General features: G+C 65.7%; 23 protein-coding genes. 8 read left to right on the forward strand and 15 right to left on the reverse strand.

The genetic code is table 11. From position 1 onward, the window contains the following. Window positions 1-14: 14 nt before the first annotated feature. The 5 genes from U1H82_RS14020 to U1H82_RS14040 form a co-directional block, all read right to left on the reverse strand. Window positions 15-1,838 (reverse strand): DUF885 domain-containing protein, encoded by a 1,824-nt coding sequence (locus tag U1H82_RS14020; RefSeq protein ID WP_322965579.1) that lies wholly within the window; start codon window positions 1,836-1,838, stop codon window positions 15-17. Between the two features lie 150 nt (window positions 1,839-1,988). Continuing rightward, window positions 1,989-2,465, reverse strand: a complete 477-nt coding sequence (locus U1H82_RS14025; RefSeq protein WP_322965580.1) for a hypothetical protein — start codon at window positions 2,463-2,465, stop codon at window positions 1,989-1,991. Between the two features lie 55 nt (window positions 2,466-2,520). After that, a complete protein-coding gene (locus U1H82_RS14030; protein WP_322965581.1) occupies window positions 2,521-2,772 on the reverse strand; it encodes a phosphatase in 252 nt (83 codons plus the stop codon). Beyond that, the gene (locus U1H82_RS14035; RefSeq protein WP_322965582.1) at window positions 2,769-3,125 is read right to left on the reverse strand and encodes a phage holin family protein; all 357 of its coding nucleotides are present in this window, start codon (window positions 3,123-3,125) and stop codon (window positions 2,769-2,771) included. Before U1H82_RS14035 ends, U1H82_RS14030 begins: the two co-directional genes overlap by 4 nt. After that, window positions 3,122-3,655, reverse strand: coding sequence for a hypothetical protein (locus U1H82_RS14040; protein WP_322965583.1), 534 nt, complete (start codon window positions 3,653-3,655; stop codon window positions 3,122-3,124). Before U1H82_RS14040 ends, U1H82_RS14035 begins: the two co-directional genes overlap by 4 nt. Window positions 3,656-3,813: 158 nt before the next feature. On the opposite strand from U1H82_RS14040, the gene eno reads away from it, so the two are divergent. Both eno and U1H82_RS14050 read left to right on the forward strand, forming a co-directional pair. After that, window positions 3,814-5,094, forward strand: a complete 1,281-nt coding sequence (gene eno / locus U1H82_RS14045; protein WP_322965584.1) for a phosphopyruvate hydratase — start codon at window positions 3,814-3,816, stop codon at window positions 5,092-5,094. A gap of 23 nt (window positions 5,095-5,117) precedes the next feature. Continuing rightward, window positions 5,118-5,441, forward strand: coding sequence for an FtsB family cell division protein (locus U1H82_RS14050; protein ID WP_375339533.1), 324 nt, complete (start codon window positions 5,118-5,120; stop codon window positions 5,439-5,441). Between the two features lie 32 nt (window positions 5,442-5,473). Here the strand turns inward: U1H82_RS14050 and U1H82_RS14055 are convergent, their stop codons facing one another. Further along, a complete protein-coding gene (locus U1H82_RS14055; RefSeq protein WP_322965586.1) occupies window positions 5,474-6,298 on the reverse strand; it encodes an alpha/beta fold hydrolase in 825 nt (274 codons plus the stop codon). 221 nt (window positions 6,299-6,519) lie between these two features. Between U1H82_RS14055 and U1H82_RS14060 the strand changes: the two genes are divergently transcribed. Continuing rightward, on the forward strand, window positions 6,520-8,637 hold the full coding sequence (locus U1H82_RS14060) for a prolyl oligopeptidase family serine peptidase (RefSeq protein ID WP_322965587.1): 2,118 nt from the start codon (window positions 6,520-6,522) through the stop codon (window positions 8,635-8,637). A gap of 108 nt (window positions 8,638-8,745) precedes the next feature. Further along, a complete protein-coding gene (locus tag U1H82_RS14065) occupies window positions 8,746-9,087 on the forward strand; it encodes a hypothetical protein (RefSeq protein WP_322965588.1) in 342 nt (113 codons plus the stop codon). A gap of 53 nt (window positions 9,088-9,140) precedes the next feature. On the opposite strand, the gene U1H82_RS14070 is transcribed toward U1H82_RS14065, so the two are convergent. Together U1H82_RS14070 and U1H82_RS14075 are read right to left on the reverse strand one after the other, a co-directional pair. Continuing rightward, a complete protein-coding gene (locus tag U1H82_RS14070; RefSeq protein WP_322965589.1) occupies window positions 9,141-9,704 on the reverse strand; it encodes a glycine zipper 2TM domain-containing protein in 564 nt (187 codons plus the stop codon). Between the two features lie 85 nt (window positions 9,705-9,789). Next, window positions 9,790-12,081: an ATP-dependent helicase gene (locus U1H82_RS14075; RefSeq protein ID WP_322965590.1), complete on the reverse strand. Its 2,292-nt coding sequence runs from the start codon at window positions 12,079-12,081 to the stop codon at window positions 9,790-9,792. 200 nt (window positions 12,082-12,281) lie between these two features. Between U1H82_RS14075 and U1H82_RS14080 the strand changes: the two genes are divergently transcribed. Further along, entirely contained in the window at window positions 12,282-13,922 is a 1,641-nt protein-coding gene (locus U1H82_RS14080) for an inorganic phosphate transporter (protein ID WP_322965591.1), read from the forward strand. A gap of 46 nt (window positions 13,923-13,968) precedes the next feature. Continuing rightward, window positions 13,969-15,243 carry an MFS transporter gene (locus U1H82_RS14085; RefSeq protein WP_322965592.1) on the forward strand — a complete coding sequence of 425 codons (1,275 nt, stop codon included), beginning with the start codon at window positions 13,969-13,971 and terminating at the stop codon, window positions 15,241-15,243. Here U1H82_RS14085 and rsmD read toward each other — a convergent pair. Further along, on the reverse strand, window positions 15,234-15,770 hold the full coding sequence (gene rsmD, locus U1H82_RS14090; protein ID WP_322965593.1) for a 16S rRNA (guanine(966)-N(2))-methyltransferase RsmD: 537 nt from the start codon (window positions 15,768-15,770) through the stop codon (window positions 15,234-15,236). The genes U1H82_RS14085 and rsmD overlap by 10 nt on opposite strands. Continuing rightward, the gene (locus U1H82_RS14095) at window positions 15,770-17,182 is read right to left on the reverse strand and encodes a pseudouridine synthase (RefSeq protein ID WP_322965594.1); all 1,413 of its coding nucleotides are present in this window, start codon (window positions 17,180-17,182) and stop codon (window positions 15,770-15,772) included. Before U1H82_RS14095 ends, rsmD begins: the two co-directional genes overlap by 1 nt. Before the next feature lie 108 nt (window positions 17,183-17,290). On the opposite strand from U1H82_RS14095, the gene U1H82_RS14100 reads away from it, so the two are divergent. Beyond that, a complete protein-coding gene (locus U1H82_RS14100; RefSeq protein WP_322965595.1) occupies window positions 17,291-17,722 on the forward strand; it encodes a response regulator in 432 nt (143 codons plus the stop codon). A gap of 86 nt (window positions 17,723-17,808) precedes the next feature. Continuing rightward, complete coding sequence (locus tag U1H82_RS14105; protein WP_322965596.1) at window positions 17,809-19,134, forward strand: AmpG family muropeptide MFS transporter; 1,326 nt, start codon at window positions 17,809-17,811, stop codon at window positions 19,132-19,134. Here U1H82_RS14105 and U1H82_RS14110 read toward each other — a convergent pair. The 5 genes from U1H82_RS14110 to trpB form a co-directional block, all read right to left on the reverse strand. Further along, the gene (locus U1H82_RS14110; RefSeq protein ID WP_322965597.1) at window positions 19,128-19,556 is read right to left on the reverse strand and encodes a DUF6628 family protein; all 429 of its coding nucleotides are present in this window, start codon (window positions 19,554-19,556) and stop codon (window positions 19,128-19,130) included. The two genes, U1H82_RS14105 and U1H82_RS14110, sit on opposite strands and share 7 nt — an antisense overlap. Window positions 19,557-19,649: 93 nt before the next feature. Next, window positions 19,650-20,969 (reverse strand): bifunctional folylpolyglutamate synthase/dihydrofolate synthase, encoded by a 1,320-nt coding sequence (locus tag U1H82_RS14115; RefSeq protein WP_322965598.1) that lies wholly within the window; start codon window positions 20,967-20,969, stop codon window positions 19,650-19,652. A gap of 86 nt (window positions 20,970-21,055) precedes the next feature. Then, on the reverse strand, window positions 21,056-21,910 hold the full coding sequence (accD, locus tag U1H82_RS14120) for an acetyl-CoA carboxylase, carboxyltransferase subunit beta (RefSeq protein WP_322965599.1): 855 nt from the start codon (window positions 21,908-21,910) through the stop codon (window positions 21,056-21,058). After that, window positions 21,907-22,719, reverse strand: a complete 813-nt coding sequence (trpA, locus tag U1H82_RS14125) for a tryptophan synthase subunit alpha (RefSeq protein WP_322965600.1) — start codon at window positions 22,717-22,719, stop codon at window positions 21,907-21,909. Before trpA ends, accD begins: the two co-directional genes overlap by 4 nt. Then, the gene (trpB, locus tag U1H82_RS14130) at window positions 22,716-23,948 is read right to left on the reverse strand and encodes a tryptophan synthase subunit beta (RefSeq protein WP_322965601.1); all 1,233 of its coding nucleotides are present in this window, start codon (window positions 23,946-23,948) and stop codon (window positions 22,716-22,718) included. Before trpB ends, trpA begins: the two co-directional genes overlap by 4 nt. Window positions 23,949-23,982: the final 34 nt, after the last annotated feature.

A 23,982-nucleotide genomic window follows, 5' to 3' on the forward strand; every position in this document is an offset into this window, starting at 1 on the left:
CGCCTACACCCTGATCAGCGGCGCTTTTCGGCCGCGATCCAGTCCGCGATCTTCTTTTCCAACACCGGCATGGGCAGCGCGCCGGTGTCGAGTACCTCGGCATGGAAACGGCGGGGGTCGAACTTCGCGCCCAATTCGGCTTTCGCCTTTGCCTTCAGACGGCTGATCGTCAGCTGCCCGATCTTGTAGGCGAGCGCCTGGCCCGGAATGGCGATATACCGCTCGACCTCGGCAGTCGCATCGGTGCGCGCCATAGGGGAATTGGCGAGCATATAATCGATCGCCTGATCGCGGGTCCAACCCTTGGCATGGATGCCGGTATCGACGACCAGCCGCATCGCCCGCAGCATCTCGTCGTTCAGGCCGCCCATCCGCTGATAGGGATCGGTCTCCATGCCCAGTTCGGGCCACAGCGTCTCGGCATAGAGCGCCCAGCCTTCGGCATAGGCGGTGTTGCCGCCGAAGCGCATGAAGGCGGGAAGGGCGGTGTTCTCCTGCGCCAGGCTGATCTGGAAATGATGCCCCGGCACCGCTTCGTGCAGGTACAGCGTCTCCATCTCCCACATATAGCGCGAGGGGAGGTCATAGGTGTTGTAGTAGAAGACACCCGGCCGCGTGCCATCGGGCGTGCCCCCCTGATAGGAGCCGCCCGCGTCGGTCTTTTCCTTGAACGCCGGGACGGGGCGGATTTCGAGCGGGGTCTTGGGGATCAGCGAGAATTGCTCGCGGATACGCGCGTCGACCCGGCGGCCGATCGCCTCATAGCCTTCGCGAAGCTGCGCCGCACTCTTGGGCTGGAAGCGCGGATCGGTGCGCAGGAAGGTGAAGAATTCCGGCAGGCTGCCCTTGAAGCCGACCGCCTGTTTCTGAACCTCCATCGCCTTCAGGATGCGTGCGACCTCGGACAGGCCCAGTTGGTGTACGTCCTCGGCCTTGAGCGGCAGGGTCGTGTTCTGTTCGATCAGATAGGCATAGAGCTTGTCGCCGCCCGGCATCCCCGACAACCCGACCGTGTCGCGCGCGGCGGGCAGATAGGTGTCGGCCAGGAAATCCCGCATCCGCTTCTCGGCTGGCACGATGACATCGCGGATTTGCGTGGCATAGGCGGCCTTCAGCCGCGCCTGTTCCGTCGCCGGGATCGAGGCGGGGAAGTTCCGAACCGGACCGTAGAAGGTCGATTGCTCGACGGGCACGGCCAGCAGATTGTCGAACTGTGCGATCATGTTTCGGACGACCAGCTTGGGCTGGACGATGCCGGTCGCCATGCCCTGGCGGAAGCGGGTGATCGCCTCGTCGAGCAGATGCGCATATTCGACGTTGCGCTTCAGATTATTCTCGTAATCCAAGACCGTGTTGAAAGGTGCAGCCCCCTGGCCCGAGGCGAATTCGGGGTAGAAGGTCTGGATGCCGTAGAAATGGTCCATCGGTCGCACGATCGTCAGCGCGACGATCGCCGGATCATAGCCCTTCAGCGCGGTTTCGGTCTGCTGCTTGAAGACGTCATAGGCGACCTGATTGGTCGGGGTCAGCTTGGCCCGGTCGATCTGGCTGAGCGCTTTCAGGTCCTTCTGGCCCGCCGCGCGCTCGGCCGCGATCCAGGCGTCGGAGAAGAAATCGCCGATCCGGTCGGCGCGGCGCATGTCGCCGCGAAATATGCCGTTGATCGGATTGCGCGCCAGGCTGGCTTCGTCGCTGTCATGGAATAGCTGCTTCAGGCGCGCATCTTCCTTGCCCTCGCCCGGCTGGGGCGCCGCGATCGGCGTGGCCTGAGCCAATGCTATGGCGGGGGCGCCGATGGTCGACGCGGAAAGGACGATGGCGAGGGAGAGAAGGCGCAAGCGGATATCCCGGTGAGAGCGACGAGGCGATCTTGGTAGAAAGCCCGTGTCCGCCCCGCAAGCCGCTGCTGTCCCGTCCAGGCAAAAGAAACGCCCCGCGATCACCATCGGATCGCGGGGCGTGACGTGCCCGGACGGAGCGCCCCGTCGTCAGGCCGAGGTCTTGTTGGTCGCAGCCTTGGCAGCAGCCGAACCGGCATTGCTCGCGACCTTGACCACATCGTCCAACAGCGACTTGGCGCGATCCTTGGCGGCGTCCTTGGTCAAGCCCGCATTCTCCAGCTCGCGTAGGCCGGTTTCACGCGCCGCCTGCGCCGCCTGGCGGATCGTCTCACCCAGCTTCTTGCCGATCGGGGTCAGCCATTCCTTCTCGCGCGCCGAACGCGGGATCAGCGCACCGGCGATCACGCCGACCACCAGACCGCCGACCAGGATGCCCAGCGGATTGCCCTCGATCGTGCGGGCGGTCTTCTGCGCCAGGTCGCCAGCCTTGTCCTTCGACGTGTGCAACGCTGCGGCGGCCTTGTCCTTGGCGTCGTGATAGACCTGCGACGCGGTTTCGCGCGTATGGTCGATCGTCTCGCGGAGGCGGTCGGTCGGCTGATCCTGGTGGGTTTCGGTGGTCATTGCGAACATCCTTCTGGGCAGTGTCGAGGGGGAAGCGGTCCCCCTGCGAACCAAATCAGCGTTTGCGCTTGAACAGGCGGGCGATCCGCCGACGGTTAAGAAGCAGACCGAGCACCGCGACGCCGCCCGCGACGGCGGCCGGATTGCTCTTTGCGGACTCCAGCCCGCATTTGGCCGCCGACACACCCGCTTCTCGGGCCTGGGCGGCGAGCGCCTGCGGCTCCAATCGCGCCTGGATACGCGCGGCGGTGCCGTTCAGGCGTTCGCGTGCTGCGGCCGCCCGCATTTCGGCTTCGACGACGGTCATGCGTGGTCTCCGGACAGACGGGACTTGCCTATCATCGCCAACACCCCGGCGATCACCAGCACCGCGCCGACCACGATCAATGTCGCGGCGAAAGGCCCGGTCAGCGGAGCGAGCGCGAAGATCAACCCGACGAGCAGGGCGACCAAGGCCGACAGCCCCAGGACCGCTGCGATCCCGAAGAAGATCGCGGCACTGCGATAGCGGCCGATCTTGTCGGTGGCCCGCGCCTTGGCCAGGTCGATCTCGGCGGTGATGAACGAGCGACCGTCATCGACCAGCTGCGTTACGAGCGACGTCAGCGTCTCCGGTTCCGACGTCACGGCCGTCGCCAGGGGTTCGACGATGCGCGTCACGCCGCGGCATCATCCGGTTGGCGGGTTTCGATGCCCGACTGAACCACGCGGGCAAGGGCGAAGCCGACCGCCGCCGCGATGCCGACCGCAACCGCCGGGCTCTTCGTGACGAAGGCGCGGGCGTCGTCGATCAGTTCTTTGACATCCTTGTCCTTGATCGCCCCGGACAGCGACGACACGGTGTCGGCGGCCGAGCGGGCATATTGACCATATTGGCTGCCCAGCTTCTCATCGACCTGACCGGCCGCATCGTTCAGCAACTGCGCGACCTGATCGAGCGCCGACCCGGCCTTCGCCTTGCCGTCACCGGCCAAGGCATAGACCTTGTCCACCGCCTGCTGCTGCACCTTGCTGGCGCCTTCTTTCACCTGCTGCTTGGCATCGGCCAGACCCGGCTTGGCCTTTGCGGCATCGTCCTCGGTGCCGATCGAGGCACTGGGCGCGGCCACTTCGGGGGCAACGCCGGTATTGGCGCCGAAGCCGGGCGTCACGGTATCGCTGGCGGGGAATGTGCTGTCGGTGTCAGCCATCGGAAAACCCTTTCGTATCGGCCCGTGCGAACGGGCGGTTTGCCTGTTAACCCCGACGACGGAAGCACGGTTCCATGCTTTTACCGCAATTGCCCTAACCCCAGTCACAAGGTAGAGCCGCGCCGAGACCTTCAAGGCTGATGTAGGAGCATCGTTACGTGACCGCAATCATCGACATCCACGCGCGTCAAATCCTGGACAGCCGGGGCAACCCCACGGTCGAGGTCGACGTTCTGCTCGAAGACGGCAGCTTCGGCCGCGCTGCCGTGCCATCGGGCGCGTCGACCGGCGCGCATGAGGCGGTCGAGAAGCGCGACGGCGACAAGAGCCGCTGGATGGGCAAGGGCGTCGAGGCGGCGGTCGAAGCGGTCAATGACGAGATCACCGACGCGATCCTGGGCATGGACGCCGAGGATCAGGCCGATCTCGACCGCGTCATGATCGAACTGGACGGCACCGAGAACAAGGGCCGCCTGGGTGCGAACGCGATCCTGGGCGTCAGCCTGGCGGTGGCCAAGGCCGCGTCCGAAGCGCGCGGCCTGCCGCTGTATAAATATGTCGGGGGCGTCTCGGCGCATCTGCTGCCGGTGCCGATGATGAACATCATCAATGGCGGCGAACATGCCGACAACCCGATCGACTTCCAGGAATTCATGATCATGCCGGTCGGCGCGGCAAACATCATGGAAGCGGTCCGCTGCGGTTCGGAAATCTTCCACACGCTGAAGAAGGCACTGCACGAAAAGGGGCTGGCGACCGGCGTGGGCGACGAGGGCGGTTTCGCCCCCAACATCGCCTCGACCACCGAAGCGCTCGACTTCATCATGGCCTCGGTCGAGAAGGCCGGGTACAAGCCGGGTGACGACGTGATGATCGCGCTCGACTGCGCCGCGACCGAGTTCTTCAAGGACGGCAAGTACAATATCTCGGGCGAGGGCAAGATCCTGTCGAGCCATGAGATGGCCGAGTATCTCGCCAACCTGACCCGCCAGTACCCGATCCTGTCGATCGAAGACGGCATGGCCGAGGACGATTGGGAGGGCTGGAAGGCGCTGACCGACATGATCGGCGACAAGGTTCAGCTGGTCGGCGACGATCTGTTCGTCACCAATCCCAAGCGCCTGAAGAAGGGCATCGAGGGCGGCTATGCCAACTCGCTGCTCGTCAAGGTCAACCAGATCGGCACGCTGACCGAGACGCTGGAGGCCGTGTCGCTGGCGCAGCGTTCGCGCTACACCGCCGTCATGTCGCACCGTTCGGGTGAGACCGAGGACGCGACGATCGCCGACCTGGCGGTCGCCACCAATTGCGGTCAGATCAAGACCGGTTCGCTGGCTCGTTCGGACCGGCTCGCCAAGTACAACCAGCTGATCCGCATCGAGGAAGAGCTGGGTGACTCGGCACGCTATGCCGGTCGCGATATTTTGATCCGCGCTTGAAATCGAAAGGCGTCGGTACGATTATGGCCGCTGTGAGCAGGAAACCGTCGCCTTTCATCCGGACCATGCGGCGGGCCGCGCTGCCCGCCCTTGGTCTGACGATCGTTGCGTTCTTCGGCGCCTATGCGGTGTTGGGGCGAAACGGCCTGCTCGCTTATGGCGAGTATCAGCGTCAGCTGGTCAAGCGGGAGCATGATTATGCCGCGCTCGACAAGAAGCGGACTATCCTGAAGAACCGCGTCGCGCTGCTCGATCCCGATCATGCCAATCCGGACATGGTCGATGAGATGGTGCGTAAGGAACTGAACGTCGCGCATCCGGACGAGGTCATCGTCCCGCTGAAATAAGAAGGGCGGCCCCGCGAGGCCGCCCTCTCTCTTTACCGACCCAGGAAGGTCAGCAGGTCGCTGGTCAGGCGATCGCTGTGCGTGACGTTCAGCCCGTGCGGCGCGCCGTCATATTCCACCAGCTGCGATTGCGCGATCCCCTCGGCCGCCGCGCGGCCCGCCGGATCGATCGGCACGGTCTGGTCGCCGGTGCCGTGGATGACGAGCGTCGGCACCCGGAAGGCGGGCAGATCGGGGCGGAAGTCGGTCTGGCTGAACGCCTCGGCACAGGCGAGCGTCGGCTTCAACCCCGCCTGCATCGCCACGCTGGTCGCCCAGTCGAGCACCTCGTCGCTGACTGGGCTGGAGATATAGCCGACCCCGAAGAACTGCTTGAAGAAGGTGTGGCGCAGGAAATGCGCGCGGTCCTCGCGCAGGCCTTGGCCGATCTGGTCGAACACCGACTGATCGGTGCCGTTGGGATTGTCGGCGGTCTTGGGCATGTACGGCACGACCGAGGCGATCAGCCCGGCCGCGAGTACGCCCTTGCCCTCATGGCGGCTCATGTAACGGGCAACTTCGCCGCCGCCCATCGAGAAGCCGATGATCGCCGCGTCCCGTGCGCCCGTCGCCTCCAGCACATCGGCCAGATCGTCGGACAGCGTATCGTAATCATAGCCGGACCAGGGCTGTCCCGACCGTCCGAAGCCGCGCCGGTCATAGGCGATGGCGCGGAACCCCGCCTCGGCCAGCGCCATCATCTGCGCGTCCCACATGTCGGCGGACAGCGGCCAGCCATGGAGCAGCACGACGGGACGGCCTTCGCCCCAATCCTTGACATAGATATCGGTCCCGTCGCGGGTCTTCACATAGGGCATCGTCGGCTCCTGGACATGTCGGTCGGTAGGAGCGGCCTCAACGGGCCGATCGATGGGGCGTTCCGTTTGCACCCCGTCAGCACAAGGTGGTCGGGCACATCGATCCCCATGGCTTGGAATGCGGCCGATCAGGGCGGCAATAAAGTAACAAGGGCCGATTGCCACAGCCACGTGATGAAGTCACATTGCCATCATGCACGATTGAGAGGGAGCGTGACGGAATGCGGGGATGGCGTGGGATGCTGGCGGGGACGATGCTGGCCGGACAACTTGTCGCGGGGCCTGCCATGGCCCAGATGCGCCCGATGACCGAGAATGATCCCTATATCTGGCTGGAAGACAAGGACGGCCCCAAGGCACTGGCCTGGGTCGAGGCGGAAAATGCCAAGACGCTGCCGCGCCTCCAGAACGATCCCCGCTACAAGACCTTCTATTCCGAGGCTCTGGCGATTGCTTCGGCCAAGGACCGTATTCCGATGCCGGGCCAGCTTTACGGCCGTATCGTCAATTTCTGGCGCGATACCGACCATCCGCAGGGGCTGTGGCGTTGGACGACCGAGGCCGATTATGCCTCGGCCAATCCGAAATGGACGACGCTGCTCGACCTGGATGCGCTCAGCAAGGCGGAAGGCAAGAAATGGGTCTGGAAGGGTGTGACCTGCCTCAGCCCCGAAGAGCGGCTCTGCCTGGTCGCGCTGTCCGAGGGGGGCGAGGATGCGATCGAATATCGCGAGTTCGATATGCAGGCGGGCCAGTTCGTGCCGGGCGGCTTCCGCCTGTCGACCTCGAAACAGGACGCCGCATGGCTCGACAAGGACACGCTGCTCGTCAGCCGTGACTGGGGGGCGGGGACGTTGACCAAGTCCGGCTACCCCTTCGTCGTGAAGATGGTGAAGCGCGGCCAGCCGCTCGATCAGGCGCAGGAGATTTATCGCGGCGCGCAGACCGATGAACTCGGCACCTATGCCAGCGTCCTGACCGACGCCCAGGGGCACCGCGCCGTGGTGATCGATCGTCGCAAGACCTTCTTCGGTGGCGACAAGCTGTTCTGGACACCGACCGGCGGAGCCAGGCCGATCGCCATGCCCCCGCGCGCCTTTCCGGTCGGGATGGTCGATGGTCGGGTCATCTTCCAGACCAGCGATCCCTGGGGCGGTCATCCGGCCGGTGCGGTCGTCTGGGCGCCGCTGTCCGAACTGGAAGCGGGCACGATCACCCCACGCACCCTGTTCACGCCAACCGACCGTCAGTCGGTCGAGGGCGTTTCGACGACCAGGGACCGGGTCCTCGTCGATTATATCGACAATGTCCGCGGGCGCGTGAGCGATTTTGCACCCACCGCGACGGGCTGGTCCGCCTCAGCGGTGCAGGTGCCCGACAATATGGCGGTGAATGTCGTCAGCACCAGCGACCGTTCGGACATCGTCTATCTGACGACGTCGGGCTTCACGACCCCGACCATTTTGTCAAGCTTCGACGCCGGGCATCCCGCCGCGCCCCGGATACTTAAGACGCTTCCCGCCCGTTTCGATGCGACCGGCACGACCGTCCATCAATATGAGGCGACGTCGACCGACGGCACCAAAATCCCCTATTTTGTCGTATTGCCCAACGGCGCGAAGCTTGATGGTACGATCCCGACGCTGATGACGGCCTATGGCGGGTTCGACGTCGCGATGACGCCCTATTATCTGGGGTCGACCGGCAAGATCTGGACCGAGCGGGGTGGTGCCTATGTCCTTGCCAATATCCGGGGCGGCGGCGAGTTCGGGCCGAAATGGCATGATGCGGGGCGCAAGACCAAGCGGCAGATCATCTATGACGACTTTGCCGCGGTGGCGAAGGACCTGTTCGCGCGCCACATCACCAATCCACAGAAGCTGGGTATCTATGGCGGCTCCAACGGCGGTTTGCTGATGGGTGTCGAATTGACCCAGCATCCCGATCTGTGGAAGGCGGTGACGATCCAGGTGCCGCTGCTCGACATGGTCCGGTATCAGAAGATCGCGGCGGGCGATTCGTGGACCGACGAATATGGCTCGATCGACGTGCCCGAAGAGGCCGCCTTCCTGCGCAAGATTTCGCCCTATGCCAATATCCGTAAGGGCGTGGCCTATCCCGAGCCCTATATTTGGACGACGACCAAGGACGATCGCGTCGGGCCGCAGCACGCGCGCAAATTCGCCGCGCGCCTGTCGGAATATGGCATACCCTATCTTTTTTACGAGGATACGGCAGGCGGCCACTCCGGCGACGCCGACATTGCACAAGGTGCGCGATTGAATGCGCAGCAGATGGTTTATTTCGCGCAGAAACTGATGGATGCGCCAAAACGGTAATTGCGCAAGCCGGGCGTGACGAGCGCCCGGCTTTTTTCCGAAGGCCGATGGGGCAATAAGGCTCTTGCTGCGTTGCGGCAGGACGGGCAAATGCAGGGGATGACCGATATGACGACGACCGAGCGCCGTCCGGCTGAACCGGCGGCAGGCGCTCCCGCCATCATCTTCGAAGCCATCGTCAAGATGCGGGCGGTGTCCGCCATGTACAATCGCGGCGAAGTGGTGCTGGCACCCCATGTGATCTACACGCGGCACGACGAACTTTATGTCGATGCCACGACGATCGAGCGCGACGGCAAACCGCCGCGCGAAGAGAAGATGGGGACGTTCAAGCTCGCCGGGCTGGGTGCGCTGCGCCTGACTCCGCGCCGCTTCACCCCCAGCGCCCTGCTGGAACGCGACGCCGAGAAATATCAGGGTGCCGCGCTGATGATGATCGATCCGGCCTGAGGGTCATGCCGATCGGAGCGCCGCCCCCTCATGGGCGCGGCGCCGATTGACGATCAGCGGCAGCGAACCTGGTTCTGCTCGATCGAGCGTCCGGCCAGCGCGCCGCCGGCGGCCCCTAGCAGCGTGGCGATGGTGCTGCTGCGCCCGCCGACCAGATTACCGAGAATACCGCCCGCCGCGCCGCCTATGATCAGGCCGGTCGTGCCGTCCGGACGGCGGCAATAATAGCGGCCATCGGTGCCCGCATAGACCCGGTCCTGGGGTTGCAGAACCCGCTCGCGATATTGCGAACCCTCGCGATAGTCGCCGACCGGATCATAATAGGGTTCGGCATTACGGTCATAGCCGTCCGCCGGAACCGGCGGGGCAACCCGGTAACCGCCGGGGCCCGGACCGGGCGGCGGCGGGCCGGGACGATAGCCGCCATCGTCATAACCGCGACCGACCCGCGAGAGGTACAGGTCGACTTCCTGGTGATAGAGCTGATATTCGCGGTTGAAACGCGCCTGCGCCGCCCGGAATCGGGCGTCATCGGCTGCGGTCTGGGCCGCGGCGGGAACGGCCGTCATCGTGACGGCCGTCGTGATTGCCATGATGGTCAGACGGCGAAAGCCCATCGGTCCTGTCCCTCCTAGACCCGGTGATCGGGTGAGGCGACCGATACGGTTGCGCACTGATATGGTTCCTGAACGGCGAGGCGCCTCACCCCTTGGTGACGAAGCTGTCCATCACCCGCTTGCGCCCGGCCTGCTCGAAATCGATCTCCAGCTTGTTGCCTTCGATCGCGGCGATCTCGCCATAGCCGAATTTCTGGTGGAAGACGCGGTCGCCGACGCTCAGGTCATCGCGCCCCTTCTGCCCCAGCCCGACCGAGGGTGAGCGGGACTCGACGATCCGCGCAGGCCGGGCGGGGGCGGCATTCTGCCCCGTTGCCGCCCGCTGCCAGCCCGGCCCCCGGCCGGTGCCCCGCGCGACATTGGCGAAGGGGTCGGCATGTTCGGACCAGTTGGCTCGCCACAGGCTCTCGCCGCCGGTCATGCTGGTCTCGCTCTCGATATGCTCGGGCGGCAATTCGCCGACGAAGCGGCTGGGCAGGCTCGACGTCCACTGGCCGTAGATGCGGCGATTGGCGGCGTGGAGGATGATCGCCTTTCGTCGCGCACGGGTGATGGCGACATAGGCCAAGCGGCGCTCCTCCTCCAGGCTGCGCGTCCCGCCCTCGTCGATCGCGCGTTGCGAGGGGAACAGCCCTTCCTCCCAACCCGCCAGGAACACCGTGTCGAATTCCAGCCCCTTGGCGGCGTGGATGGTCATGATCGTCACTTCGGGTTCCCGCTGGTCGCCGTCACGGTCCATCACCAGCGCGACATGCTCCAGGAACGCGCCCAGCGACTCGTAATCCTCCATCGCGCGGACGAGTTCGGAAAGATTCTCCAGCCTTCCGGCCGCCTCCGCCGACTTTTCGTTCTGGTACATGGCGGTATAGCCGCTCTCGTCGAGCAACTGCCGGGCCAATTCGGGATGCGCCAGATCGCGCGCCATGTCCCGCCAGCGCGCGATGTCGCCGATCAGATTGCCCAGGCTCCGCCGCGCCTGCGGGGTCAGTTCGTCGGTGTCGAGGATGCGCGCGGACGCAATCGTCAGCGGCAGGCCTTCGGCCCGTGCCAATTGATGGATTTTGGACAGCGCCTTGTCGCCCAGCCCGCGCTTGGGGACATTGACGATCCGCTCGAACGCCAGATCGTCCGATGGCTGATTGACGACCCGCAAATAGGCCAGCGCGTCGCGGATTTCGGCACGCTCGTAAAAGCGGAAGCCGCCGACGATGCGATAGGGCAGGCCGATCGCGATGAACCGGTCTTCGAACTCGCGGGTCTGGTGCGAGGCGCGCACCAGAATGGCGATATCGCCATAAGAGGTGCCGGAGCGTTTTGCCGCCTCGATCTCCTCGCCGACGCGGCGGGCTTCCTCGGGGCCGTCCCAGACGCCCAGCACCCGGACCTTTTCGCCCACATCTAGTTCGGTCCACAGCGTCTTGCCCAGCCGTCCGCCATTATTGGCGATCACGCCCGACGCCGCGCCCAGGATATGCGGGGTGGAGCGGTAATTCTGCTCCAGCCGGATCACCTTGGCGCCAGGGAAGTCGCGTTCGAACCGCAGGATATTCTCCACCTGCGCGCCGCGCCACGAATAGATGGACTGGTCGTCATCGCCGACACAGGCGATATTCTTGCGCGCCTGTGCCAGCAGCCGCAGCCAGAGATATTGGACGCTGTTGGTGTCCTGATATTCGTCCACCATGATGTAGCGGAAGCGCTGCTGATAATGCTCAAGCACGTCGCGGTGCGTCTTCAGGATGGTCAGCATATGGAGCAGCAGGTCGCCGAAGTCGCAGGCGTTCACGCTGCGCAGCCGCTCCTGATATTGCCGATAGAGTTCAGCGCCCTGGCCATTGGCATAGCGCTCGGCTTCGCCCGCATCGATATCGGCAGGGACCAGCCCCTTGTTCTTCCACTCGTCGATCAGGCCACCGAGCGCACGCGCCGGAAAGCGCTTCTCGTCGATATCCGCCGCGACGATCAACTGTTTAAGCAGCCGCAATTGGTCGTCGGTGTCGAGGATGCTGAAATTGGACTGCAGCCCGACCAGTTCGGCATGACGGCGCAGCATCTTGGCACCGATCGCGTGGAAGGTGCCCAGCCACGGCATCCCCTCCACCGCATCGCCGACCAGCCGCCCGACCCGTTCGCGCATCTCGCGCGCCGCCTTGTTGGTGAAGGTGACCGACAAGATCTCCGACGGCCAGGCCTTGCGGGTGTAGAGCAGGTGCGCCAGCCGCGCGGTCAGCGCCGCCGTCTTGCCGGTGCCGGCCCCCGCCAGCACCAGGACGGGACCATCGGTCGTCAGTACCGCCTCACGCTGCGCCTCGTTCAGCGATCGCAGATAGGGATAGTCGGCCAGCGAAGCGGCGGGATCGGGGGAAGCGACGGTCATCGCGAACAGTTAGGGAACGTTTGCAATGGGGGCAACCACCCGTCGCGATCCTTTCATCGCCGGGCGCGTCATGGAAACGTCCACGACGCCGATCTCGACCTCTACCGCATCGACGATCGCGCTCGGCTGGATGCGTGTATCCGTCGCGCCGTGTTTGTCGTCATCAAATTGTCACCGGAAGGGCGCAACGCATATCCGTCATGACATCCTATGCGCTCGCCGGTGGCCAATCCGAATCCCGCGCTCGCGGTCCGCGTCTCGACGCCGGACTTCACCCCATGGGGCGCTGGGTCTTTACCGCTTTGCTGGTCGGTGGCCTCGCCTATGCCGGGTATAGCGTCGCGGTGGACACCGCGCGCGTCGGCGAGCCGATGGCGATGGGGGTCTTCGCCTTTCTGGGTCTGGCGCTGCTGATCGCGCTGGGGTTCGAATTCGTCAACGGCTTTCATGACACCGCCAATGCGGTGGCGACCGTCATCTACACCCATTCGATGCCCGCACCGCTGGCCGTGGTCTGGTCGGGCTTCTTCAACTTTCTTGGCGTCGTCACTTCGACCGGGGCGGTGGCCTATTCGATTATCACGCTGTTGCCGATCGACCTGATGCTGCATGTCGGATCGGCGGGTGGATTTGCGATGATCTTCGCCCTGTTGCTGGCGGCGGTTCTTTGGAACCTCGCCACCTGGGCGGTCGGCCTGCCCAATTCGTCGAGCCATGCGCTGATCGGATCGATCCTGGGCGTGGGGCTGGCCAATCAGCTTCTGTCGAATGTCCCTGGCACCTCCGGCGTCGACATGGCGCAGGTCTGGAAAGTGCTGTCGGCGCTGCTGTTCAGTCCGCTGATCGGCTTTGTCGGCGCGCTGATGCTGCTGCTGGTGATGAAGCGCTTCCTGCGCGACAAGCGGCTGTACCGCGAGCCGGAGGGCAATGCACCGCCGCCGCGCGGTATCCGGGCGCTCCTGATCTTCACCTGTACGGCGGTCAGCTTCGCGCATGGCGGCAATGACGGGCAGAAGGGCATGGGGCTGATCATGCTGATCCTGATCGGCTGCGCGCCCACGGCCTATGCCCTCAACCGCACGCTACCCGAAAGCGCGATGCCCGCCTTCGTGCACAGCGCCCAGATCGCCTCAACGGCCTATGCGGCACATGGGGGCCGGGAGACGCTGTCCGTCGACCGGGCGCGCGCGGTCGTGGTCGACGGGGTACGGACCAAGACGATCGACAGTCCCAATGTCTATGCCGGGCTTTCCGTCCTGTCGCGCGACATTGGCGAGCGGATCGCGAATTACGGTGCGCTCAGCCGCGTGCCTGCCGCAATCGTTCCCAATCTTCGCAGCGACATGTACCTCGTCCTAGACACCACGCGACTGGTCGTGAAGGACGAGGGCGCAAAGAGCCGCTTCACCGCCGCCGAGGTCGACTCGCTAAACAGCTATGCCAAGGATTTGGAGCGTGGCACGCGCTACATTCCGCTTTGGGTGAAGATCACGGTCGCACTCGCGCTGGGGCTTGGCACCATGGTCGGCTGGCGGCGCATCGTCGTGACCGTGGGCGAGCGGATCGGCAAGACCCATCTGACCTATGGCATGGGCGCGTCCGCCGAGTTGATGGCGGCCGCCACCATCCTGCTCGCCGACCGTTTCGCCCTTCCGGTGTCGACAACCCATATCCTGTCTTCGGGCGTTGCCGGTGCCTCCGTCGCCAATGGCGCAGGGCTTCAGATGCGGACCATCCGGAACATGGCGCTGGCCTGGATCATGACCCTGCCGATCGCCATGCTGCTGTCGGGCACGCTCTATTGGCTGCTTCTCCAACTGGCCCACGCGCTGGCGGCGTGAGCGGATAGGGCTTTACGACAGGGCTCCGCTTCTGCACGAGCGGGGCATGACCCATGGATCGCCCCCGTCGCACCGCCATATCCTGCTGGCCAGCCTGACCGGCACGGCGGTCGAGTTCTACGATTTCTATATCTACGCCACGGCGGCGGCCCTGGTGTTCGGGCCGCTCTTCTTTCCGGCCTCCTCGGCAACGGCGCAGCTTTTGCTGTCCTATGCCAGCTTCGGTCTGGCCTTCATCGCGCGGCCCGTCGGTGCCATTGCGTTCGGGCATTTCGGCGACCGGGTGGGGCGAAAGTCGACGCTGGTAGTCAGCCTGATGCTGATGGGTGGATCGACCGTCGCCATCGCCTTCCTGCCCACTTATGCCCAGGCCGGATGGATCGCGCCGCTGCTATTGTGCATGGCCAGGCTGGGGCAGGGGCTGGGCCTGGGCGGCGAATGGGGCGGCGCAGCGTTGCTCGCGGTCGAGAATGCCCCGCCTGGCAAGCGCAACACCTGGGGCATGTTCCCGCCGCTCGGCGCACCGGTGGGCTTCATCCTGGCCAATGGTTTCTTCCTGATCCTCGGGCTGATCCTGACCGACGACCAGTTCCGCGCCTGGGGCTGGCGTCTGCCGTTCCTCGCCAGTGCAGTGCTGGTGCTGCTCGGCCTGTGGGTGCGTCTGCGTCTGACCGAGACGGCCGACTTCGCCGAAGCGAAAAAGGCCGAGGCACTGCCGCGTGTGCCCATCGCTACATTGCTCCAAGGCCATAGTCGCGCGCTGTTGGCGGGGACGGGCGGGGTGATTGCGTGCTTCGCCATCTTCTATCTCGCGACCGCCTTTGCGCTGGGCCATGGCACGACGGTTCTCGGCTATCCGCGCGAGGCATTCCTGGGCGTCCAGCTGGTCGCGATCCTGTTCCTGGCGCTGGGCGTCATCGTCTCCAGCGTGATGGCCGACCGGCGCGGCGCACCGATGATGCTCAGGCTCGGCTTTGCCGGATGCGTGCTGGTCGGGATCGCGATGGGGCCGATGCTGGGATCTGGGTCGCTGGCCATCGTCTTCGTCTGGCTGGCGCTGGCGTTGTTCGTGATGGGTTTTGCCTATGGGCCGCTGGGCGGCTGGCTGCCCGCGCTGTTTCCGGCGGGCGTGCGCTATACCGGGGTGTCGATGACCTTCAATCTGGGCGGCATTATCGGCGGCGCGCTTGCCCCCATCGCCGCCCAGGCGCTGACCGAGCGCGGCGGGCTGAACTTCGTCGGCGGCTATCTGGTCGCCGCCGGTCTGCTCAGCCTCGCCGGGCTGTCGCTGATGCGGGGAAGGGCCGTCGCTCAGCCCTGACGCAACAGGGTCAGTCGTGCCTTGCCATGGACGCGTGAGGCATCGACGGTAAAGCCCGCGAGTGCGACCTCCTCCTGCTTGGCGGTCTCGATGCTGATCCAGGTGCCGGCGCCGACCCAGCCCAGCCGCGCGAGCTTGTCGAGCGCGACGCTGCCCGCGCCCGTTCCATAAGGCGGGTCCATCAGGATCAGGTCTAGTGGCGCACGGGCAGGTCCCAGCGCCATCACCGACGTCGCGCGAACATCACCCTGCGCCTCCAGCTTGGCGAGATTGGCCCGCAGGGCATCGAGCGCGGCACGGTCCTGCTCGACGAACAGGCACGACGCCGCGCCCCGTGACAGCGCCTCGATCCCGAGCGCGCCCGAGCCCGCGAAGAAATCGCCGACCGCCAGCCCGTCGAAATCTCCCAGACGCGCGGTCAGCATCGAGAACAGCGCCTCACGCGTACGGTCCGCGGTGGGGCGGGTCACATCGCCCTTGGGCGCGACGAGCGGACGCCCCCGCCACTGTCCGGCAATGACGCGCATCAGCGCCGCCCTCCCGGCCGACCGGGACGCGAGCCGCCCCCGTCGGGCCGCCCCGACCTCGTGGGTCGACCCGCCGCCCCCTGCGGGCCACGCGAAGGACGAGCAGGGCGCTCGCCGCGACCATCGGCCCGTGCTGGCCGCTGTCCACCGGGAGCGGACCGATCGCCTGAGGGGGATTTGGCATAGGGCTTGGCATCCTGACGCGGACGGTCGGAGCGGGCACCGTCACGGGCGGGCCGCTTCGACCGATCGTTATAGCGGGGCACACCCTCGACCATCGGAGATTTGGCATAGGGCTTGGCACCCTGGCGCGGGCGGTCGGAGCGTGCACCATCGCGGGCGGGCCGCTCCGCACGGTCATCATAGCGTGACGTCCGCTGGCCACCGGCACCGGAACGATCGCCGGTCGGAGATTTGGCATAGGGATTGGCATCCCGACGCGGCCGGTCGGACCGAACGCCATCACGGGCAGGGCGATCGCCCCCACCATAGGACGAGGAGGGCCGCCCATCGTCACGACGGGGCCGCTCACTCGTCCCCCTGCGTTCCTGCGTCCTTGGGCGCTCGCCGATTCCATCACGCGCCGCTGGCGCGGCGTTCCGCGTCGGACGCTCGCTCGGGGCGCGGGTCGGCGGGGTGCGGAAGCCGGGCTTGGGCTTGGTCGGCCGGATCGCATCGGCGGGAATGCCGCCCTCCAGCGACCGGCGAAACTCAACGATGTCGGCGCCCCTGACCTCGCCGATCTCCCCGACCGGCAATTCGTCCAGTACGAACGGGCCGTAGCGAAGCCGGATCAACCGGCTGACCTGAAGTCCCAGATGTTCGAGCACCCGGCGGACCTCGCGGTTCTTGCCCTCGCGCAGCGTCATCTCGATCCAGACATTGGCGCCGGTCCGCCGTTCGAGATTGGCGTCGATCTGGCCATAACGGATGCCGTCGATCTCGATCCCGTGGATCAGGTCTTCCAGCTGTGCCTGGCTGATCTCGCCATAGGCGCGGACGCGATAGGTCCGCTCGACGCCGGTGGCGGGCAGTTCGAGCTGACGCTTGAACCCGCCATCCGTCGTCATCAGCAACAGACCCTCGGTATTGAGGTCGAGCCGCCCTACCGGAACCAGCCGCGGCAGTCCCTCGGGCAGACGGTCATAGATGGTCGGCCGCCCGGCGGGATCATGCTCGGTGACGAGCAGGCCGGTGGGCTTGTGATAGAGGAACAGCCGCGTGGGTTCAGGCGCGGCGACCGGTTCGCCGTCCACGGTCACGCCGTCGAGCGTCGAGAGAAGGGTCGCAGGCGTGTCGATCGTCACGCCGTTCAGCGCGATCCGGCCCTCGGCGATCATGCGCTCGACCTCGCGGCGGGATGCTACTCCGGCCCGCGCGAGCAATTTGGCAATACGTTGATCAGGTGTCATGATCGACGCTGATACAGAGGGTATCGGCCAAAGGAAATTAATTGCGTCGTTTCCGGGGACAAAGCGTTACGCCAGCGAGTGGGGCAGCAGGAACAGGCCGAGAGCGCGATGAGATTCTTCGGGCGTAAGAAGCGACAACTGGTCAAGCTGCTCGTGGTCGAGGACGAACCGTTGGTCGCGTTCGACAACGAGCATGTCCTGACCGACGCCGATTACGAGGTGGTGGCGACCGTCGACCGGGTCAGCAAGGCCGTTACCTTGATCGAAAGCGGCGCGGCGATCGACCTGGTCCTGGCCGATGTCCGGCTGGCGGATGGCAGCGGGCTGGACGTTGCGCGCGCCGCTCACGCCCGCGACATCCCCGTCCTGTTCATCACCGGCACACCCCCCGATGGCGCCGAGGATCTGGCGGAGGGCATATTGATGAAGCCCTACGGCCCGCGCGAACTGCTGGGTGCGATCGACGTCATCGAGGAACGGCGGGCTGGCAAGCCACCCAGCCGATTGCCGAGCGGATTTCGCCTGTTCGCCCGCGCGTGACGCCTCACCTGCCACCAAGCGCCCGTTGCCCCTGGTCGCCAAGCCCTATACGGTCCGTGCTTTACAATAAGGCGGGCGGTTAACGGATGGCGAGTGCGCGTTGGGTGGATGGAGTGCGGCCCTATGTCGAACGCGCACCGCTGGCCTCGCTCGCGCTCGGCATATCCTCGGCCTTCCCGCTGACCATGATCAACGCCACGCTGGCCAGCCGGTTGGCGGAGGCGGGGATCGAAAAGAAGAGTGTTACCGCCTTCGCGCTGGTGATCCTGGCCTATAATCTGAAATGGCTTTGGGCCTGGATCGTCGAGGGCGTGAAAATCCCCGTCCTCCATCGCCTGGGTCAGCGCGTGTCCTGGCTGCTGGTGGTGGCGGTGCTGGTCTGCGCCGCTGCGATCGGCCTGGGCCTGTCCGATCCGCGTGTATCGCTGGCGCAGACGGCGATGGCCGCGATCGCGCTGGGCGTGGCTGGCGCCACCTTCGACATCGTGATCGACGCCTATCGCATCGAGTTGCTCGAACCGCGCCAGCTGGGCGTCGGGGCCGGGATGAGCCAATATGGCTGGCGGATCGGATCGGCGCTCGTCGCCTCGCTCTCGCTCGTCATCGCGACGCGCGCGGGCTGGAGCGTCGCCTATATGGTCAGCTGTGCCTTCGCCTTGCCCGCCGTGCTGACCGCGCTGGTGATGGGCGAGCCCGCCCGCCATCACGAAATCACCGCCAAGCGGCCAACCGAAGGGCTCGTCCGCGCCGTGGTGGGCCCGTTCGCCGAATTCTTCCGCCGTCAGGGCGCGGTCATCATCCTCGCCTTCATCCTGGTCCACAAGATCGGCGACACGCTCGCCAACCTGACCTTCCGGTTGCTGTTCAACGATCTGGGGTTCAGCAAGGACGAGATCGCGCTCTATGACGTCGGGGTCGGATTCTGGGCCCTGCTGATCGGGGTGTTCGTCGGCGGTGTGCTCTATGCCCGGCTGGGCATGAAGCGATCGGTGCTCATCAGCCTCGTCCTGATGGCGGTGTCGAACCTGTCCTTTGCCGGGCTGGCGGCGCTCGGCCATTCAAACTGGGGCATGGCGGGTGCGATCGGGTTCGAGAATTTCTCCAGTGGGATCGGCGGCGTCACCGTGGTCGCCTATTTCTCGGCGCTGACCGATCTGCGCTTCACCGCTGCGCAATATGCCCTGATCTCGGCGGCGGCGAGCGTGGTCGGGCGTATCCTGAGTGGAACGACGGCGGGCGCATTGGTCGAGACCTTCGGCTATGTCGATTTCTATCTGCTGACCACCGTCGTCGCGGTGCCCGGCGTCGTCCTGTTCTGGTGGATGGCGCGATCGGGGCTGGTCGACCGCTCGATCGGCAGCGCGGGTGTCGAGGGCGACGGCGACACCCGCCGCGACCCTGCACCTCAATAGGCGATCGGCCGCCCCTCATCGGCAAAGGCGGCACTGACGGCAGCGGCGCTCGCCAGCACGCTGTCGACCCGACGGATGCCGAGTAGATCGGCCATCAGGAAGCGGGCCTTTTCCGGCGCAATCTCCATCTGCGCCAGGACGGTGACCAATGCCGCCTCCGCCGCCGTCATCCGCCCGCAGCAGCAGGGCGCGATCGCGATCTGGCCCGACGCATGGGCGGCCAGATCGGCCATCAACGTCCGCATCAGGATCAGCGGCCGCCGAAAATCCTGTCCGAACACGGTGAACAGCGTATGCGCCGCCCGCGCATCCGCCAGCCCATGTGCGCCCATCCGGCGGATCGCGAACAGCGCGATCCGGGCATGAGGGCAGGCCGGCAGCATATGGGGCAGGGCGGTTGCGAGGGTGGTGGTTTCGGCCATCGGCTGGGACTCCGTGATTACGGGTCCCATGCTAATCAGCCGCTATTGATAGTCAATCGCAAATAATGAGGATGCGATGATCTGTTTGTCGCGTCAGCGCGGCGGCTCGCCGTTCTGCGCCAGCACCTGTCCGGCGAGGTAGAGGGACCCGGCAATCAGGACATGGGCTGGCTTGTCCAAGCGCTCGGAGACGATGGCCAGCGCCTGGGCCGGATCACCGGCCGCGACCGCCGTCATGCCCAACGCGTGGGCCTGCTCGGCCAAATGCTCGGGCGCATGACAGCCATGGTCAGGCACCGGCACCGTGACGATCAGGTCGACCATGCGGCCCAGCTTCTCCAATACCGGACCAGCCTCCTTGTTCGCCAGCATCCCCAAGACGAGCGCGGTCGGCCCCTCTTCACGCCACCCCGCCATGGCGCGCGCGACCGGCGTCGCGGCGGAGGGGTTGTGCGCCCCATCGAGCCAGCATTGTGTCGTCGGGGCCAGTCGTTCGGTCAGTGGGCCCCGACCCAGTCGCTGCATCCGGGCAGGCCAAGACGCGCATGTGGCGGCCTCCCGCAACGCATCCTCAGGCACGACAATGGCCTGCTGATGGCGCAGCATCGCAATTGCCAGAGCCAGGTTGCGCGACTGGTGAGCGCCTGCCAGACTCGGTCGGGGCAGGGTGAGGCGGCCGTTACGGTCTTCATAGGTGACGCCGCCACGAATCGAATTGCTCGACCATGCTTGCCCCCGTGCGAATACAGGTGCGCCAGCCGCCGCCGCGACCTCCGCGACCGCCTCACGCACGGGACGGGGATAATCCATGGTGACGAGCGGCGTGCCCGGCTTGGCGATCCCGGCCTTCTCGCGCGCGATGCCGGTCAATCGGCGGCCCAGAAATGCCTCATGATCGATGCCAAGCGCCGCGATGCCGCAGACCGCCGGTTGCGGCAGGACGTTGGTGGCGTCCAGCCGACCGCCCAACCCGACCTCGATAATCGCCGCCGATGCGGGCGTGCGGGCAAACATCAGGAAGGCTGCCGCCGTCGTCACCTCAAAGAAGCTTGCCCCGATCCCCTCGGCATGGTCCAGCACGTCGTCGAGCACCGCCGCCAACGCATCGTCGTCGATCAACTGGCCGTTCAGCCGGATGCGCTCGTTGAAACGAACGAGATGCGGGCTGGAATAGACATGGACGCTCTGCTCGGAGGCCTCGATCGCGGCGCGCAGAAAGGCGCAGGTTGACCCCTTGCCGTTAGTGCCAGCGACATGAAACACCGGGGGTAGATGCCTTTGCGGATCGCCCAGCCGCGCGAGCAGGGTCGTGATCCGGCCCAGCCCCAGAATATCGGCCCCCGGCGACAATTTCCATAACCGGTCGAGTTGCGCCTGGACGGCCGGGTGATCGGAACGGGCATGGTCGGGCATCGGGCCGGTCTCTAATGGGCGTATATGAAAAGAGGCGGACCTCTCGGCCCGCCCCTCTAATGCGATCGATCGGAAAAGGCGACGGCTCACGCCGCGTGGCGCGATCCCGTCAGATAGCCGATGACCGTCGCCAGCCGCTCGCGCAGGTCGCGGCGATGGACCACCATGTCGAGCATTCCATGGTTGAGATAATATTCCGAAGTCTGGAAATCGTCTGGCAGCTTTTCACGGATGGTGTTCTCGATCACACGGCGGCCGGTAAAGGCCAGCATTGCCTTGGGTTCGGCGATCTGAACATCGCCCAGCATCGCATAGGCCGCCATCACGCCGCCCGAAGTCGGATCAGTCAGCACGACGATATAGGGCAGGCCCGCATCGTGCAGCATCTGGATCGCAACCGTGGTGCGCGGCATCTGCATCAGGCTGAGAATACCTTCCTGCATCCGCGCGCCGCCCGAAGCGGTGAAGATGACATAGGGGCAATTGTCCGCAATCGCCGCCTCGACCCCGCGCACGAACGCCTCGCCGACCGCCAGGCCCATCGAGCCGCCCATGAAGGCGAAGTCCTGCACGCCGACCACGACCTTGTGGCCATGGATGGTGCCGCGCGCATTGACCAGCGCGTCCGTCTCGGCGGCGCTCGTGCGGGCCGCCTTCAGGCGATCGGCATAACGCTTGGAGTCGCGGAACTTGAGCGGGTCCTCCGGCACCTTGGGTGCGGGCAGCTCGTTGCAGCTGCCCTCGTCGAGCAGGTGACGGAAGCGCACCTTGGGCCCGATACGGTCATGATGATCGCATTTCGGGCAGACGTTCAGATTGTCCTCCAGCTCCTTGGTGAAGACCATCTGACCGCATCCCTTGCACTTGTGCCAGAGATGATCGGGCGTCTCCTTCTTGACGACGAAGGGGATGACGTTGCGGACGCTGTTAAGCCAGCTCATGCGAGTTCCTTGCGTGCATCGGCCAGCGCCGACGACAGAGTTTGGATATAGGCGCGGACCGGGGCGGGGGCATCGGCCCCATGTTCGCCGACCAGGTCGACGATCGCCGAGCCCACGACGACGCCGTCCGCGACCCGGCCGATCGCCGCCGCCTGCTCCGGCGTACGGACGCCGAAACCGACCGCGACCGGCAGATGCGTGGCCGCCTTCAACCGTGCGACCGCGTCCTCGATCGAGGACTGCGCCGCCTGCTGCTGCCCGGTAATGCCCGCGACCGAGACATAATAGAGGAAACCGTCCGCCCCCGTCAAAATGGTCGACAGGCGTGCGGCATCGCTGGTCGGCGTGGCGAGCCGGATCGACGCCACGCTTTTGGCGCGCAGCGCGACGCCCAGCGCATCGTCTTCCTCGGCAGGCACGTCGACGCAGATGACGCCGTCCACCCCGGCCTCGCTGGCGGCTTCCGCGAACCATTCGGGACCGCGCACCGTCATGGGGTTGGCATAGCCCATCAGGACCAGCGGCACGTCCGGATGACGCGCGCGAAACGCCTGGGCGATGGCAAGCACATCCGCCGTGCGGGTGCCTGCCCCCAGGCTGCGGATATTGGCCTTCTGGATTGCGGGGCCATCGGCCATCGGATCGGTGAAGGGCATCCCCAACTCGATCAGATCGGCACCCCCCTCGACCAGCGCGTCGAGGATCGCGGCGGTGTCGCCCGGCGTCGGGTCGCCCGCCGTCACGAAGGTCACGAGCGCGGCGCGCTTCGCCTGGGCGCAGGCCGCGAAGGTGTCGGCGATCCGGCTCACATCTTCACTCCCATGGCGTCGGCGACGGTGAAGATGTCCTTGTCACCGCGACCCGAAATATTGACGAGCGCGATCTGATCGCGGTCCATCGTCGGCGCACGCTTGATAAGGCCCGCCAGCGCGTGGCTGCTCTCCAGCGCCGGGATGATACCCTCGATCTTGCAGCAAAGCTGAAAGGCCTCAAGCGCCTCGGTATCGGTGATGCCCTCATAGACGACACGGCCGGTGTCGTTCAGCCAGCTATGCTCGGGGCCGATGCCCGGATAGTCGAGACCGGCCGAGATCGAGTGCGCCTCGGTGATCTGGCCATCCTCGTCCTGGAGGAGATAGGTCTTGTTGCCGTGGAGGATGCCGGGCTTGCCGCCGGTCAGGCTAGCGGCATGCTGGGTGGTGGCGAGGCCATGGCCCGCCGCCTCGATACCCAGCATCTTGACGTCCGGATCGTCAAGGAACGGATGGAACAGGCCGATGGCGTTCGACCCGCCACCGACCGCCGCGACCAGCAGGTCGGGCAGGCGGCCCTCAGCCTCCATGATCTGCGCCCGCGATTCGGTGCCGATGACCGACTGGAAGTCACGGACCATCTCCGGATAGGGGTGGGGCCCGGCCGCGGTGCCGATAATGTAGAAGGTGTCGTGGACATTGGCGACCCAGTCGCGCAGCGCCTCGTTCATCGCATCCTTCAGCGTCTGCGCACCCGATGTCACCGGGCGCACCTCCGCCCCGAGCAACTTCATGCGGAAGACGTTCGGCGCCTGCCGCTCGATATCGCGCGCGCCCATGAAGATGGTGCAGGGCAGGCCGAAGCGCGCCGCCACCGTCGCGGTCGCCACGCCATGCTGGCCCGCGCCCGTCTCGGCGATGATCCGCGTCTTGCCCATCCGCTTGGCGAGCAGGATCTGGCCGATGCAGTTGTTGATCTTGTGCGCGCCGGTGTGGTTCAGTTCCTCGCGCTTGAAATAGACCTTCGGCCCCTTGCCTTGCGGAGCCTGCTCGCGGAGCATTTCCGTCAACCGCTCGGCATAGTACATCGGGCTGGGACGGCCGACATAATGGGTCATCAAGCCGTCGAACTCGGCCTTGAAGGCCGGATCGACCTGCGATGCGCGATATTCGCGCTCCAGGTCGAGGATGAGCGGCATCAGCGTCTCGGCGACGTAACGGCCGCCATAATCACCGAAATGGCCGCGCTCGTCAGGCTGGGCGCGAAAGGAGTTGGGGGCGTTCATCGTCTATTCCTTGGGCGTTGGCGGGGCGACCCCT

It is taken from the genome of Sphingomonas fuzhouensis (assembly GCF_034659795.1).
Taxonomy (GTDB): Bacteria; Pseudomonadota; Alphaproteobacteria; order Sphingomonadales; family Sphingomonadaceae; genus Sphingomonas; species Sphingomonas fuzhouensis.